The organism is Dermacoccus barathri, assembly GCF_015070805.1.
Taxonomy (GTDB): Bacteria; Actinomycetota; Actinomycetes; order Actinomycetales; family Dermatophilaceae; genus Dermacoccus; species Dermacoccus abyssi.
Window position 1 is genome coordinate 416,959 of record NZ_JADCTK010000002.1, and the last position, 14,775, is coordinate 431,733.

The 14,775-nt window shown below is 68.1% G+C and carries 14 protein-coding genes and 2 tRNA genes; 13 read left to right on the forward strand and 3 right to left on the reverse strand.

Annotation, left to right across the window (positions count from 1 at the left end):
• Window positions 1-62 precede the first annotated feature (62 nt).
• A complete protein-coding gene (locus tag IM689_RS05000) occupies window positions 63-3,119 on the forward strand; it encodes an Rne/Rng family ribonuclease (RefSeq protein ID WP_193643132.1) in 3,057 nt (1,018 codons plus the stop codon).
• 70 nt (window positions 3,120-3,189) lie between these two features.
• On the opposite strand, the gene IM689_RS05005 is transcribed toward IM689_RS05000, so the two are convergent.
• Window positions 3,190-3,726 carry a DinB family protein gene (locus IM689_RS05005; RefSeq protein ID WP_193643133.1) on the reverse strand — a complete coding sequence of 179 codons (537 nt, stop codon included), beginning with the start codon at window positions 3,724-3,726 and terminating at the stop codon, window positions 3,190-3,192.
• A 186-nt stretch (window positions 3,727-3,912) separates the two neighbouring features.
• On the opposite strand from IM689_RS05005, the gene rplU reads away from it, so the two are divergent.
• From rplU to IM689_RS05030, 5 genes are all read left to right on the forward strand, one after another.
• Window positions 3,913-4,218 carry a 50S ribosomal protein L21 gene (gene rplU / locus IM689_RS05010; protein WP_047312036.1) on the forward strand — a complete coding sequence of 102 codons (306 nt, stop codon included), beginning with the start codon at window positions 3,913-3,915 and terminating at the stop codon, window positions 4,216-4,218.
• Between the two features lie 49 nt (window positions 4,219-4,267).
• Window positions 4,268-4,534, forward strand: a complete 267-nt coding sequence (rpmA, locus tag IM689_RS05015; protein ID WP_047312037.1) for a 50S ribosomal protein L27 — start codon at window positions 4,268-4,270, stop codon at window positions 4,532-4,534.
• Window positions 4,535-4,682: 148 nt separating this feature from the next.
• Window positions 4,683-6,203, forward strand: coding sequence for a GTPase ObgE (gene obgE, locus IM689_RS05020; protein ID WP_118912672.1), 1,521 nt, complete (start codon window positions 4,683-4,685; stop codon window positions 6,201-6,203).
• A gap of 41 nt (window positions 6,204-6,244) precedes the next feature.
• Window positions 6,245-7,381, forward strand: a complete 1,137-nt coding sequence (gene proB / locus IM689_RS05025) for a glutamate 5-kinase (RefSeq protein WP_182434647.1) — start codon at window positions 6,245-6,247, stop codon at window positions 7,379-7,381.
• Between the two features lie 350 nt (window positions 7,382-7,731).
• Window positions 7,732-9,003 (forward strand): glutamate-5-semialdehyde dehydrogenase, encoded by a 1,272-nt coding sequence (locus IM689_RS05030; RefSeq protein WP_227484465.1) that lies wholly within the window; start codon window positions 7,732-7,734, stop codon window positions 9,001-9,003.
• Window positions 9,004-9,047: 44 nt separating this feature from the next.
• Here the strand turns inward: IM689_RS05030 and IM689_RS05035 are convergent, their stop codons facing one another.
• Window positions 9,048-10,046: a glycosyltransferase family 2 protein gene (locus IM689_RS05035; RefSeq protein ID WP_193643135.1), complete on the reverse strand. Its 999-nt coding sequence runs from the start codon at window positions 10,044-10,046 to the stop codon at window positions 9,048-9,050.
• Between the two features lie 101 nt (window positions 10,047-10,147).
• Between IM689_RS05035 and IM689_RS05040 the strand changes: the two genes are divergently transcribed.
• The 7 genes from IM689_RS05040 to IM689_RS05070 all read left to right on the forward strand — a co-directional run bounded on the left by IM689_RS05040 (window position 10,148) and on the right by IM689_RS05070 (window position 13,260).
• The gene (locus IM689_RS05040; RefSeq protein WP_047312042.1) at window positions 10,148-10,381 is read left to right on the forward strand and encodes a hypothetical protein; all 234 of its coding nucleotides are present in this window, start codon (window positions 10,148-10,150) and stop codon (window positions 10,379-10,381) included.
• Entirely contained in the window at window positions 10,378-10,986 is a 609-nt protein-coding gene (gene nadD / locus IM689_RS05045) for a nicotinate-nucleotide adenylyltransferase (RefSeq protein ID WP_264674275.1), read from the forward strand. The genes IM689_RS05040 and nadD overlap by 4 nt, the downstream gene beginning before the upstream one ends.
• Window positions 10,987-11,358 carry a ribosome silencing factor gene (gene rsfS, locus IM689_RS05050; RefSeq protein ID WP_118912667.1) on the forward strand — a complete coding sequence of 124 codons (372 nt, stop codon included), beginning with the start codon at window positions 10,987-10,989 and terminating at the stop codon, window positions 11,356-11,358.
• Entirely contained in the window at window positions 11,358-12,023 is a 666-nt protein-coding gene (locus tag IM689_RS05055) for a histidine phosphatase family protein (protein WP_118912666.1), read from the forward strand. The genes rsfS and IM689_RS05055 overlap by 1 nt, the downstream gene beginning before the upstream one ends.
• 107 nt (window positions 12,024-12,130) lie before the next feature.
• Window positions 12,131-12,655, forward strand: coding sequence for a DUF4442 domain-containing protein (locus tag IM689_RS05060; protein ID WP_193643137.1), 525 nt, complete (start codon window positions 12,131-12,133; stop codon window positions 12,653-12,655).
• A gap of 94 nt (window positions 12,656-12,749) precedes the next feature.
• Window positions 12,750-12,825, forward strand: a tRNA-Ala gene (locus IM689_RS05065).
• A 359-nt stretch (window positions 12,826-13,184) separates the two neighbouring features.
• Window positions 13,185-13,260 (forward strand) — tRNA-Ala (locus IM689_RS05070).
• 253 nt (window positions 13,261-13,513) lie between these two features.
• Here IM689_RS05070 and IM689_RS05075 read toward each other — a convergent pair.
• A complete protein-coding gene (locus IM689_RS05075; RefSeq protein WP_193643138.1) occupies window positions 13,514-14,749 on the reverse strand; it encodes an acyl-CoA dehydrogenase family protein in 1,236 nt (411 codons plus the stop codon).
• Window positions 14,750-14,775: the final 26 nt, after the last annotated feature.

Consider the following 14,775-nt stretch of genomic DNA (forward strand, 5'->3'; position numbering starts at 1 on the left):
GCGCGTGCAAGGCCAAACGGGCCTTTCTGTGGCACACGCCGTGCCGACGAGAAGGAGGGCCCATGGCCCCCGAGAACAACGACGAGACCACCTTCGCGAGCCCCTTCTTCGCAGGTAGTCCTTTCGCCTCACAGCAGGCTCCCAAAACGCCGGAGGTCGACGAGACCGAGGAAGCCGATACCACCGACGAGGCAGCTGCGGCTCCCGCGCCCGGCGCCGCCTTCGGTCTGCTCTTTCAGGCTCCGGACCCGCAGAAGCGCGCTCCCAAGCGTGAGCGCGTGCCCCGCGAGGACGAGCGTGACGGGGCCTCAGCGTCGGACGACGACGCCGAGTCCCGCTCGGATGACGGCGACGACGGGGACGACACCTCGCGTGGCAACCGCGGACGAGGCGGTCGCCGCGGTTCGCGTGACGGGAACAACGATCGCAGAGACAGTTCGGCCAACTCCGTCGCCGCAGGCGACGGCGACGCCGACGACGTGAACGCCTCCGGCGACGACGACACCGATGACAACGACGACGACCAGACCCCGCGTCGCCGCCGGCGCGGTGGCCGCGGTCGCCGCTCGAACTCCTCCAAGAACTCGGGCGATTCCGGCGATTCGAACAACTCGGGCGACAAGAACTCGAACGAGTCGAACGGCTCGGACAACGGCAAGAATGCCGAGCGCGACGGCGACGCGAACGAGGACGACACCTCGGACAACGCCTCGAACGACTCCGACAACGGCGACGACGACTCCAACGACTCGGGTTCGCGCAAGCGCACCCGCCGTCGTCGCCGCAGCGGTTCGGGCGGCTCGGACTCCGACGACCCGAACACCGTCACCCGCGTCCGCGAGCCCCGCAAGGCCAAGGACGAGGTCACCTCGATCAAGGGTTCGACGCGTCTCGAGGCGAAGAAGCAGCGCCGCCGCGAGGGCCGCGAGGCCGGTCGTCGCCGCACCGTCATCACCGAGGCCGAGTTCCTCGCACGCCGCGAGAGCGTCGAGCGCGTCATGGTCGTGCGCGAGCGCGAGGGCCGCACGCAGATCGGTGTCCTCGAGGACGGCGTGCTCGCCGAGCACTACGTCTCGCGCCAGGAGCAGGCCTCGTCGATGGCGGGCAACGTCTACCTCGGTCGCGTCCAGAACGTCCTGCCCTCCATGGAGGCAGCGTTCATCGACATCGGCCGCGGCCGCAACGCCGTGCTGTACGCCGGAGAGGTCAACTGGGACGCCGCCGGTCTCGACAACCAGCCCAAGCGCATCGAGCACGCCCTCAAGGCGGGCGAGAGCGTCCTTGTCCAGGTGACGAAGGACCCGATCGGCCACAAGGGTGCGCGCCTGACGTCGCAGATCTCCCTGCCGGGACGCTTCCTCGTCTACGTGCCCGGCAACTCGATGACCGGCATCAGCCGCAAGCTGCCCGACGTGGAGCGCGCGCGCCTGAAGAAGATCCTCAAGGAGGTCGTGCCCGCCGACGCAGGCGTCATCGTGCGCACCGCCGCCGAGGGTGCCTCCGAGGAGGAGCTGCGTGCCGACGTCGAGCGCCTCACGAAGATGTGGGAGAGGATCCAGAAGAAGGCCGAGAGCGGCAACGCCCCGGTGCTCGTGCACGGCGAGCCGGACCTCACGGTCCGCGTCATCCGTGACGTCTTCAATGAGGACTTCGCCAAGATGGTCGTCTCCGGCGACCGCGCCTGGAACGAGGTGCACTCCTACATCTCCGAGGTGGCGCCCGACCTCACCGAGCGCCTCGAGAAGTGGACCGGCGAGAAGGACGTCTTCGCCAAGCACCGCATCGACGAGCAGCTCGCCAAGGCCATGGACCGCAAGGTCTGGCTGCCGAGCGGTGGTTCGCTCGTCATCGACCGCACCGAGGCCATGACGGTGGTCGACGTCAACACGGGCAAGTTCGTCGGCTCCGGCGGCAACCTCGAAGAGACGGTGACGAAGAACAACATCGAAGCGGCCGAGGAGATCGTGCGTCAGCTGCGACTGCGCGACATCGGCGGCATCATCGTCGTCGACTTCATCGACATGGTGCTCGAGAGCAACCGCGAGCTCGTCGTGCGCCGTCTCCTCGAGTGCCTTGGACGTGACCGGACGAAGCACCAGGTCGCCGAGGTGACGTCGCTCGGCCTCGTGCAGATGACGCGTAAGCGTGTCGGTTCCGGCCTCGTCGAGGTGTTCTCCGAGCAGTGCGAGTCGTGCCATGGGCGCGGCATCATCGTGCACGACCACCCGGTCGAGAACCGTGACATCAACGGCAACGACACGAGCCGCAAGGGTCGTGGCTCGCGTCGCGGTGGCAACGGCAATGGTGGCTCCAACAACGGAGGCAACAACGGCAACACCTCCGGCGGCTCGAACTCGAACTCCAACGACTCGTCCCACGACAAGAAGGGCGACGAGCGCGACAACGGCTTCGCCCAGATCGCGGCTGCGGCGCACGCTGCTGCCATCTCCGCGGGCGACAAGTCGGCCACGTCCGAGCCGGTCTCCACGACCTCGTCCGAGGACGCAGTCGTGAGCGAGAAGGACGCCGCGACGAAGACGGCCGCACCCGAGCGCACCACGGTGCGTGAGAACGTCGGGCACGTGGAGTCGTCGTCGAGCACCTCGACGAAGAGCGCGCCGCAGGAGCATGGCAAGGCCCCGGCTCGCCGTCGCGGCTCGCGTCGTGCCGCCACATCGACGGGTGCGCCCACGGCCGCCGGAGAGGCGACCGTCATGACGGTTCAGGCCTCCACGACCACGAGTGACGCTCCGGCAGCTGCCGCTGCGTCGCCCGAGACGCCCGCTGATGCTCCGAATGTCGCCGCTGACTCGGCCCCGACTCAGGCGGAGGCCCCCGTCGTCACGCAGGAGGCGACGGCCGCCGCGAAGCGTCTGCGTCGTGCGGCGTCGAGCTCGGGTGCGCCCGTGAGCCTGCAGGCCGTCGACCTGGCTGCCGCACCGATGTCGAGCGCGCCGCTGACGAAGGTCGCCGGTGAGGCGAGCGACGCCGCCGGTTCCGCGCAGAGCGCTCCGGCGCAGGCTGCGGTCACCTCCGAGACGAAGGCCCCGGCCCGCAAGAAGCGCACGCGCGTCGTCGCCCCGGCCGGTGCGCCGGGCACGAAGGCCGACGAGGCCTGATCGCCGAACACCACGAGAGCGCCCCGCCTCCTGCCGTATCGCAGGTGGCGGGGCGCTTTCGACGAATGCGTCAGTAGCCGGTGCGGCCGTCCACGGCTTCGCGCAGAAGATCCATGTGCCCGAGGTGGCGGGCGTACTCCTCGACGAGGTGGACGAGGATCCAGCGCAGGTTGACCGGTTCGCCCCTACGCAGGCCGCGCACGGGGGAGTCGAGGTCGCTCCACGCGGCGGCCCGCGCTCGCGTCACGTCGAGTTCGCGCTCGTAGGCGGCGAGGTTGTCGGCCGCGTCGGCGGCGTTCGCGAGGTCGAAGTCGCCGTCGGGCTCGTCAGCGGTGGAGTAGTAGTCGGGCACGTCCTGTTCGTCGTCGAGCACGACGCGCAGCCAGTACGCCTCGACCTCATTGAGGTGGCGCACGACACCGATGAGACTGAGGGTGGAGGGAGGAACGCTGCGGCGAGCGAGCTGCTCGGCGTCGAGGCCGGCGATCTTGAGCAGAACGGTGTCGCGGTAGAGATCGAGCCAGCCGTCGAGCACGGCGCGTTCGCCGCTCACCTTCGGCGGATCGCCTCGTTCGTCGTCGCGCTCGGGCACGATGGGTGTCGTCATGCGTGCAGCCTGGTGGCTGCGCGCCGGTGCGGCAAGCGAATTTCGGGGCCTTCGCAGATTTGGGGCGAGCCACCGCGCACGGTATTCTTGTTCTTTGGTGCGCCCACCGCGCCCGGTGTCCTGTTCGCAGGGTAGCTACCGGCCGGTCAGACAGAGCGAGTGCGCCATGACGAAAGAGAGTCCCACGTGTACGCGATTGTTCGCGCAGGTGGCCGCCAGGAGAAGGTCTCCGTCGGCGACACCCTTCTGATCGACAAGGTGACGACGAAGCCGGGCGAGTCGTTCGAGCTCAAGCCGCTCATGCTTGTCGACGGTTCCGACATCACGGTCGACGCCGACGCGCTGGCCAAGGTCACCGTCACGGCCGAGGTCATCAAGGCCGCCAAGGGCCCGAAGATCACGATCATGAAGTACAAGAACAAGACGGGTTACCGCAAGCGCCAGGGCCACCGTCAGCCGCTGACGCAGATCAAGGTCACCAAGATCGGCTGAGCCACGGCTCAGAACTGATCTTCCACAGATTTTCGAAAGAGGCTTAGACATGGCACACAAGAAGGGTGCATCCTCGACCCGAAACGGTCGTGACTCCAACGCACAGCGACTCGGCGTGAAGCGCTTCGGCGGTCAGATCGTCGGCACCGGCGAGATCATCGTCCGCCAGCGCGGCACGCACTTCCACCCCGGTGAGAACGTCGGCCGTGGCGGCGACGACACGCTGTTCGCTCTCGCCCCCGGCGCGGTCAAGTTCGGCCAGCGCAAGGGCCGCAAGGTCGTCGACATCGTCGTCGAGCCGGAGATTACGGCCTGATCCTCGCGATCGCTTGTTGAAGGGGTGAGCCCAGCAATCGGGCTCACCCCTTCACGCATGTCTGCACGTCCCTAGAATCGAGGACGAGGGCTCTTCGCCGTTCGTCCACTGGCTGCGTCCGCTCGAGGCCGCACCGAAAGGAACCACCATGGCAACGAACTTCGTCGACCGCGTCGTCCTCAATGTGACGGCGGGCAACGGCGGCCACGGCGTGGCCTCCGTCAAGCGTGAGAAGTTCAAGCCGCTCGGTGGCCCTGACGGCGGCAACGGCGGCCACGGCGGCGACGTCGTGTTCGAGGTCGACCCCCAGGTGACGACGCTGCTCGAGTACCACCGCAACCCGCACCGCAGCGCCACGAACGGCAAGCCCGGCGCGGGCGACGAGCGCAACGGCGCCGACGGCGACGAGCTCGTCCTCCCGGTGCCCGAAGGCACGGTCGTCAAGGACCGTGAGGGCAACATCCTCGCCGACCTCGTCGGCTTCGGCAGCCGGTTCATCGCTGCCGCCGGCGGTCGCGGTGGACTCGGCAACAAGGCCCTCGCGAGCCGCCGCCGCAAGGCTCCCGGCTTCGCCCTCCTCGGCGAACCGGGGGAGACGGCTGACGTCGTGCTCGAGCTCAAGACGCTCGCCGACGTGGCCCTCATCGGCTTCCCCAGCGCAGGCAAGAGCTCGCTCGTCTCCGTCGTGAGCGCGGCCAAGCCGAAGATCGCCGACTACCCGTTCACGACGCTCGTGCCGAACCTGGGCGTCGTCAACGCGGGCAGTGAGCGCTTCACCATCGCCGATGTGCCCGGCCTCATCCCCGGCGCCAGCCAGGGCAAGGGCCTCGGCCTCGAGTTCCTGCGACACGTCGAGCGCTGCTCGGTGCTCGTGCACGTCATCGACTGCGCCACGCTCGAGCCGGGCCGCGACCCCATGAGCGACCTCGACCAGATCGAGCACGAGCTGTCGGAGTATGTCGCCGACGACTCGCTGGGCGGCAAGCCGCTGTCCGAGCGCACCCGCATCGTCGTGCTCAACAAGGCCGACGTTCCCGACGCACTCGAACTCGCCGAGATGGTCAAGCCGGACCTCGAGGCCCGCGGCCTCGAAGTCTTCATCGTCTCCGCCGTCGCCCACCTCGGACTCAAGGAGCTCACGTTCGCGCTTGCGCGTCACGTCGCCGAAGCCCGCAAGGAAGTCGAATCCGCCGTGCCCGCGCGCGTCATCGTCCGGCCCAAGGCCATGGACGACGCCGGGTTCAAGATCGTCAAGGAGGGTGGCACGGACGGCACGATGTTCCGCATCGTCGGCGAGCGACCCACCCGCTGGGTTCGCCAGACCGACTTTGCGAACGACGAAGCAGTTGGCTACCTTGCGGACAGGTTGAACCGCCTCGGAGTGGAAGAAGAACTGTTCAAGGCCGGCGCAGTGCCCGGCTCGACGGTTCTCATCGGCCCCGGCGACAACGCCGTCGTCTTCGATTGGGAGCCCACGCTGCAGGCGGGCGCGGAACTGCTCGGTGCACGCGGCACCGACCTGCGCCTCGAGGAGAACGCTCGCCCCACTCGCGCCGAGAAGCGCGACGAGTTCCACGGCCGCAAGGACGGCCAGCGTGTGGCTCGCGAAGAGATCGCCGCGGAACGGGAAGCCGGTATCTGGACCGAGCACGACGGCTACCGCCAGTAGTCACCTCGCCGTTCGACGAGTCGGAGAAGGGAATACCCCCGTTGTCTGCAGCCCACACGAGCGAGAGCCTTCGCGAGCAGATTCGCGATGCCAAACGCGTCGTCGTCAAGGTCGGTTCGTCGTCCATCACATACACGAGTGGGGGCATCAACCACTCCGCGCTCACCGAGCTCGTCGGCATCCTCGCCGAACGTCGCCACGCGGGCAAGGAAGTGCTCCTCGTCTCCTCCGGCGCCATCTCCGCAGGCATGGCGCCGCTCGGGATGCAGACGCGGCCCACCGCGCTTCCCGAGGCGCAGGCCGCTGCCGCAGTCGGCCAGGGTCAGATCATGTCGGCCTACTCGCTGCTGTTCCAGGGCCTCGGCCTCACCGCCGGGCAGGTACTCCTCACGAGTGACGACGTCACCCGCCGCACCACCTACCTCAACGGCCGATCCACCCTCGAGACGCTCCTCGACCACGGCGCCGTGCCGATCATCAACGAGAACGACACCGTCGCCACCCAGGAGATCCGCTTCGGCGACAACGACCGCCTCGCCGCGCTTGTCAGTCACCTCATCGACGCCGACGCGCTCATCCTGCTCTCCGACGTCGACTCCCTCTACGACGGCCCGCCCAGCCGCGAAGGCACCAAGCGCATCCCATTCGTCCCCAACGTCGAAGAGATGAAGGACGTGGAGATCGGCGGTACCGGCTCCGGCGTCGGCACCGGTGGTATGCGCACCAAGATCGACGCAGCGCGCATCGCCACCGCCGCAGGTGTGCCCACGATGCTCACCTCCATGCCGCAAGCCCGCGAGGCCTTCGCCGGCGACGACATCGGCACCGCCTTCGCGCCCACCGGACGCCGCCGCGGAGCCCGCCGCCTCTGGCTCGCTCACGCCACCACGCCCGCCGGCCGACTCGTCCTCGATGAAGGCGCCGTCAAGGCCGTGCGCGACCGAGGACGCTCCCTCCTGCACGCCGGAGTCGTCGCCACCGAAGGCCGCTTCCTCGCAGGCGACGCCGTCGACCTCGCCGACGAGAACGGCACCGTCTTCGCCCGCGGCCTCGTCAACTACGACGTCGCCGACGTCGAACGCGCCAAAGGCCGCTCCACCCGCGAACTCTCCGACAACATCGGCCCCGCCTTCGAGCGGAGCCTTGTGCACCGCGACCATTTGGTCGTGCTCCCGTAGCCCTGTCTTCCGGCCGGGCCCAGGGGCCCGTCTCGGTGCGACATGGCTTCGGGCCACTCGTCGGTCAGGGCGCGTGAGAACCCCTCGCAAGCTCGGGATTCTCATGCGCCCTGGTCTCCTCGTGGAGTCCGCTTCCAGCAGGGTTGGCTCTACGAAGAGTGTTTCGGCTTTGTCGGTGCTGGGCTTTGGCGGGCAGGGGCTGACGCGCGCCCCCTCGGCCAGGCTCCGTCACGCCTTGAGTGGAGGGACCCGGCGGGTGGTGCGTCCCGGGCCCGCCTCTCCGGCTTGGTGTGTGACCCGGGTCGCATTCGCGTTTGGGTCGCCGTTGGCCCCTCCATAGGATGAAAAACATGAACAGCAACCTTGAGCAGTCCACCGCACGGGTCGCCGCAGCCGGAAAGGCCGCGCGCGTCGTCTCGAAGCGACTCGCCCTGCTGTCACGCGCCGAGAAGGACGCCGCCCTCGGCGTCCTCGCCGACGCTATCGAAGCCGCCGAAGCGAGCATCGTCGCCGGAAACGAACGCGACCTCGAACGCGGCCGCGACGCCGGCATCTCCGACAGCCTCGCCGACCGCCTCCGCATGACGCCCGAACGCGTCAGCGCCGTCGCGCAGGCCCTCCGCGATCTCGCCGCACTGCCCGACCCCGTGGGTGAGGTCGTGCGCGGCAACACCCTTGCCAACGGCCTGCAGATCAAGCAGGTTCGCGTACCCATGGGTGTCGTCGGCATGGTCTACGAAGCCCGCCCCAACGTCACGGTGGACGCGGCCGGCCTCGGCCTCAAGAGCGGCAACGCCATGATCCTGCGCGGTGGCTCCGCAGCCGCACACACCAACGCCGCCATTGTCGCCGCGCTCCGCGAGAGCCTCGAACGCCAAGGTCTGCCCGCCGACGCCGTGCAGCTGCTCAACGGCGGCCACGAGGACGTCCAGGCACTCATCACCGCGCGCGGCCTCGTCGACCTCGTCATTCCGCGCGGGGGAGCGAAGCTCATCGAGACCGTCGTCACCGGCTCCACCGTGCCCGTCATCGAGACCGGCACCGGCAACGTCCACGTCTACGTGGACGCCGACGCCGACCTCGACATGGCGCTCGAGATTGCCGTGAACTCCAAGACGCACCGTCCGAGCGTCTGCAACGCCGCCGAATCGTTGCTCGTGCACCGCGACGTCGCTGACGAGTTCCTCCCGCGCGTGCTGCGCACGCTCGCCGACAAGGACGTGACCCTTCACGCCGACGAGCGCGCCACGGCCCTCGCCGGCGACGTCGAGACGAAGCCCGTCACGGACGAAGCCTGGAACACCGAGTTCCACGACCTCGAAATGTCCGTCGGCGTCGTCGACTCACTCGACGAGGCCATCGAGCACATCGACGGCTACTCGACGCACCACACCGACTGCATCGTCACCGAGAACCGTGCCGCCGCACGCGCGTTCATCGCCCAGGTCGACTCGGCCGTCGTCATGGTCAACGCCTCGACGCGCTTCACCGACGGCGGCGAGTTCGGCTTCGGCGCCGAGATCGGTATCTCGACGCAGAAGCTGCACGCCCGCGGACCGATGGCGCTCGCCGAGCTCACGACGACCAAGTGGGTCGTCGACGGAGACGGTCAGATCCGCTGAGCGGCCTCGCCGATGCCTTGACGGACTGCCCGACGCGCCCTCCTTTACGACGCGTGCGCGATTACGGCGGGTTCCGGGGCGAGGTGCTCGATCGACGGCTGGCGGCCGAGCGCGGACTCCTCGAGCGAGTCGTAGGCGACGTAGTGCGTCGGGCGTGCCTGCACCGCGGCGAACATACGGCCCACGTACTCGCCCAGGAGCCCGAGGCCGAGCAACTGCGCGGCCCCGAAGCCGCTGATGACGACGATCGTGGAGGCCCAGCCCGTCACGGAGTGGCCCATGACCTTGGCCCACAATGCGAACGCGCCGACGCCGAAGGCGACGAGCAATCCGAGCAGCCCGCACCACGTCGCGAGGCGCAGCGGTGCGCTCGATGCGCCGGTGACGGCGTCGAGCGACAGCCGCAACATCTTGCTCAGCGGATACTTGGAGCGGCCGGCGGCGCGTTCCTCGCGGCGGTAGCCGACCTCGGCGGAGGGGAAACCGAGCGTCGGCACGGCGAGGCGCAGCACGCGGTTCGTCTCCGGCAGGGCCAGAACGGCGTCGACGGTCGCGCGCGACATCATCCGGAAGTCGCCGGCGTTCATCGCGCCGCGTGCGCCGAGCCGGGCCATGACGGCGTAGAACCCCTCGGCGGTGACCCGCTTGAAGAACGTGTCGCTCGAGCGATCCGTGCGCACGCCGTAGACGACGTCGACGCCGCGCTCCGTGCCGACGCGCAGCATCTCGCTGATCACCTCGGGCGGATCCTGCAGGTCGGCGTCGATCGTCACCGCCCAGTCGCCACGTGCGCGGGCGAGGCCGGCGCTGATCGCGGCCTGGTGACCCGAGTTGGCGCGCAACCGGACGACGCGTAGCTGCGGCCACGCGCGGCGGTAGCGCTCGAGCAGAGCGGGCGTCGCGTCACGGGAGCCGTCATCCACGCACACGACCTCGTAGGACGCGCGCAGATCGTCAAGCACGGGGCGGAGTCGCTCGACGAAGAGGGGGAGGACGGACTCCTCGTCGAACATGGGGACGACGACGGAAAGGTGGGGATTCATGACGGCAGCTCTCGTGACGTGCGGTGCGCAACGGCCTGGCGTCAGCGACGTTAGGAGGGCCTGCTGTCCCGATGCTGTGTCGAGGCAGTATCCTTGCTTTCATGACGTCGCTTGTTTCGCTCGCCGCAGCCGTTGAGGTTCCGGAGCTCGAGGAGAACCACATCTTCATGCCGCCGTGGGGCTTCGGTCTCATGGCGTTCACCATCTTCTTGCTGCTGTTCGCGCTGCTGTGGGCCTTCCGTAACACGGCTGCCCGCTTCGGTGCGCCGCGCGGCCAGGCTCACCACGGTGGCCCGGCTCCCGACAACCACAAGAAGCACGGGGCTTCGCACTGACACCACGAATCGGGGTCATGGGCGGTACGTTCGACCCCATTCACCACGGTCACCTCGTCGCGGCGAGTGAGGTTCAAAGCCTCCTCGACCTCGACGAGGTCATTTTCGTGCCCACGGGGCAGCCGTGGCAGAAGGCCGGTCGTGACGTCGCGGCTGCGGAGCACCGCTACCTCATGACGGTCATCGCGACAGCCTCGAACCCGCGCTTCAGCGTCAGCCGTGTCGACATCGATCGTGCCGGCCCGACGTACACGCGCGACACGTTGAAGGATCTGCACGCGCAGCGTCCCGACGCGGAACTGTTCTTCATCACGGGCGCCGACGCCCTGGCACAGATCCTGTCGTGGAAGGGTGTCGAGGAGCTGTGGGATCTCGCCCACTTCATCGGCGTCACCCGGCCCGGGCACGAGTTGAGTGACCACGGGCTCCCGCGTGATCGCGTCACGCTGCACGAGATTCCGGCCATGGCGATCAGTTCCACCGACTGCCGTGACCGCGTTCGCGACGAAAAGCCGGTCTGGTATCTCGTGCCGGACGGCGTCGTGCAGTACATCCACAAGTATCAGCTTTACGGCCCCGACGCGGGCCACCTCCAGGAGGACTAGGTGACGGCTACAGACCGTTCCATCGAACTGACGCAGGCGGCCGCCCAGGCCGCTGCGGACAAGCTTGCGACGTCCATCGTCGCGCTCGACGTGAGCGACCAGCTCGCGATCACCGACACGTTCGTCATCGCCTCGGCGGAGAGCGAGCGTCAGGTCAACGCCATCGTCGACGCCGTCGAGGAGGCCTTGTTGCCGCTCGGCTCCAAGCCAGTGCGCCGCGAGGGCCGCGCGTCGGGCCGTTGGGTGCTCATCGACTTCGGCGACATCGTGCTGCAGGCCTTCCACGAGGAGGACCGGGAGTTCTACGACCTCGAGCGCCTCTGGCAGGACTGCCCCGTCATCGAGTTGGATCTCGACGAAGCCGCTTCCTGATGGTCGCACCGCTCGATGGCCCGCTTCGGCGGGCCATTTTGCTGCGCCACGGTCAAACGGCGTGGAATCTCGAGAAGCGCTGGCAGGGACGAACGGACATCGCCCTCGATGCCACGGGACTCGCCCAGGCGGAGCGGGCGGCCGAGGTGCTCGTGCGGGACGCCTCCATCGTGTCCCTGACGTACTCACCGCTGCGCCGCGCTGCGCAGACGGCGGCCGTGCTCAAGGGGGCGTTCGATCTTCGCGGACGTCCGCTGCGGCGTCGAAGCGACGAGCGCCTCGTCGAGATCGACACGGGCCAGTGGTCGACGATGCTGCACAGCGAGGTTCACGACGCCTACCCCGAGGAGAGCGCAGCCCTCGCGCGGGGGGAGGACATCCCGCGCGGCGTGCACGGTGAGTCGATGGCGGACGTAGCTGCACGCGTCCGTCCCGCGTTCGACGAGGCCACGGCGCCGCTCGCGGCGGGGGAGAGTGCCCTGCTCGTTCTGCACGGTGCCGCGATGCGCGCCCTGGCTGCTGACGCCGTGTGTCTTACTCACGGGCAGGTGGCGCACACTTTCACGGCCATCGGCAACTGCCGGTGGATCGTGCTCGTGGGCGACGACTCCGGCTCGTGGCGGGTGGAGCAGTGGAACGCGGGCGCCGGGGCTGCGGCGCCCTGATCGGTGACGATGTCCAGCGCTGAGTCAGTCACTGGGTCTCGCTGCGCCCTGTGACGTAGATTGGGAACCAAAGTTACTCACCCGTACACGAGGAGCGGACGAGCGAGATGAGTAAGCACGCAGGACGTGAGCGCAAGCGGATGTCACCGCAGCGCATGGCGCGACTGATGAACTTCTACCCGCCGTTGCTCGGCGCCGGCATCCGGGTGCGCGAGTTCAACGAGGACTGGACGCGTGCACGCGTCGAGCTTCGTCTCAACCGCTTCAACCGTAACCAGAACGGCACCGCGTTCGGCGGCTCGCTCAACGCGATGACTGACGCCTTTTACCCGCTGCTCGTCATGCACCAGATCGGCACGGACTATCTCGTGTGGGACAAGGCGTGCGAGATCGAGTTCAAGAAGCCGGGCACAGGCACCGTCTACGCGGAGTTCGAAGCGCCCAAGGAACTCGTCGCCGAGTTGAAGGCGAAGGCTGACGCCGAGGGCAAGGTGCTGCACACGTTCGAATGCGATCTTCACATGGCGGACGGCACCGTGGTGGCTCACGCGAAGCGCGTGGTCTACATCCGTAAGCGCTCGGATCGAGCCGCGCGCCAGGGGCAGGCGCAGTCGACCGGCGCGCCGGTTTGAGAGGCGTCGAACGTCGGCTGACCCCCGATTTGCGGGTGGCCGTGAAGGCTCGCTAAAGTATGCGAGTCGCGCAGCGTTGCTGAGTGATTCGCGCGGGGCTATGGCGCAGTTGGTAGCGCGCTTCCATGGCATGGAAGAGGTCTGGGGTTCGAATCCCCATAGCTCCACCAATGGCAGAACGGCCAGGACACGCTTTTCGTCCTGGCCGTTCTGCCATTTATCGAACATGGCGATTCGAGGAGCCGCCCCGCAGCGTAGCGAGCCCGACGGGGTCCCCATAGCTCGCGTCAGCGACCCCAGCCACCGAACCACAAGGCAACAAGGGACGAGATCTTCCCTTCTTGCGCGCAAGATGCGCCCTTGGACACAAGAGGGGAAGAATCCGCACCTCGTTGCGTCATCCCGCCCGGAGCCGGCCGCCGGAGGTGCAGGCGTGGCGCTGCTGCGTAGGACGGAGCCGGGCCCGGCCCAAGTTGGCGCGGAGGCGACCGGAGGGTAAAGTAACCGTGTTGCTCACCCCGGTGAGCGCGGGGCTATGGCGCAGTTGGTAGCGCGCTTCCATGGCATGGAAGAGGTCTGGGGTTCGAATCCCCATAGCTCCACCAATGGCAGAACGGCCAGGACACGCTTTTCGTCCTGGTCGTTTTGGCATTTATTGAACTTTGTGATTCGAGGAGGAGGGCGAGCGCTAGCGAGTCCGACGGAGTCCCCATAGCTCCACCAATGGCAGAACGGCCAGGACACGCTTTTCGTCCTGGCCCTTCTGCTTTGCCCCAAGGATCGAACCCGGTTGGCGGTGCACACGCAGAAGGGGCGGGCGTCCGTAGACACCCGCCCCTTCTGGCACTCGTCAGTGCGTCACTTCAGCTGGCCGCTCGTCAGGCCGAGTAGGCGCCGGGCGACGACGAGCAGCTGGATCTGCTGCGTGCCTTCGAAGATGTCGAGGATCTTCGAGTCGCGCGCCCACTTCTCGAGCAGCTCGGTTTCGGCGTAGCCGTCGACACCGACGAGCTCGATGCACGACAGTGCGACGTCGACGCAGGTGCGGCCGGCCTTGGCCTTCGCCATCGACGCTTCCATCGAGTTGGGCTTGCCGTTGTCGGCCATCCACGCGGCGCGCAGCGTGAGCAGGAGCGCGGCCTCGTAGTCGGCCTCCATCTGCACGAGTCGGGCGCTCGCGTACGACTGCGCGGCGATCGGGGCGTCCCAGTCCTGACCGTGGCCGGCCTTCTCGAGCGCGGCGCGCGTGAAGTCGAGGCAGGCACGCGTCAGGCCCACGGCCATCGACGCGACGAGCGGACGCGTGTTGTCGAACGTCTGCATCGCACCACCGAAGCCGCACTCGGTGCGGATCTCCGGGTCACCGAGCAGGTCGGAGGCCGGCACGCGGCAGTCGTCGAGCACGAACGCGGCGGTGTCGGAGGCGCGGATGCCGAGCTTGTGCTCGAGACGCACGAGCTTGAGGCCCGGGTTCGAGCGCTCCACGACGAACGACTTGATGGCCTTCTTGCCCAGCGACTTGTCGAGCGTCGCCCACACGACGACGAGCTCGGCGCGCTCACCGGAGGTGACGAAGATCTTCTCGCCGTTGAGGACGTACTCGTCGCCGTCCTTCGTGGCCGTCGTCCGGATGTTGCCGGAGTCCGAACCGGTGTCCGGCTCGGTGATCGCCATGGCGGCCCAACGGTTGCCGTAGCGCTCCTTCTGCTCGTCGTTCGCGACGGCGGCGATGGCGGCGTTACCGAGGCCCTGGCGGGGGATCGACAGCGTCAGGCCCACGTCGCCGCGGCACGTCTCCATGATGGACAGCGCCGAGCTCATGTTGGCGCCGTTCTTGTTGCCGCCCTTCTTGGCGGACTTGCTCGGCTTCTCCTCGTCCTCGGCGGCGCGCGTCGAGCCGGAGGCACCGGCGCCGTTTCCGGCGCCCGAGTCGGACATGCCGTCGATGAGGGCCGACACGAGGTCGAGCTCACGCGGGTACTCGTGCTCGGCGAGGTCGTACTTGCGGCTGACGGGGCGGAAGACCTCGTCGGCCATCGAACCGGCCTGCTTGACGAGGGGAACGAACTTCTTCGGGATTTCGAGATCGATCATGACGTTTCCTTTGCGCGAAATCTTCG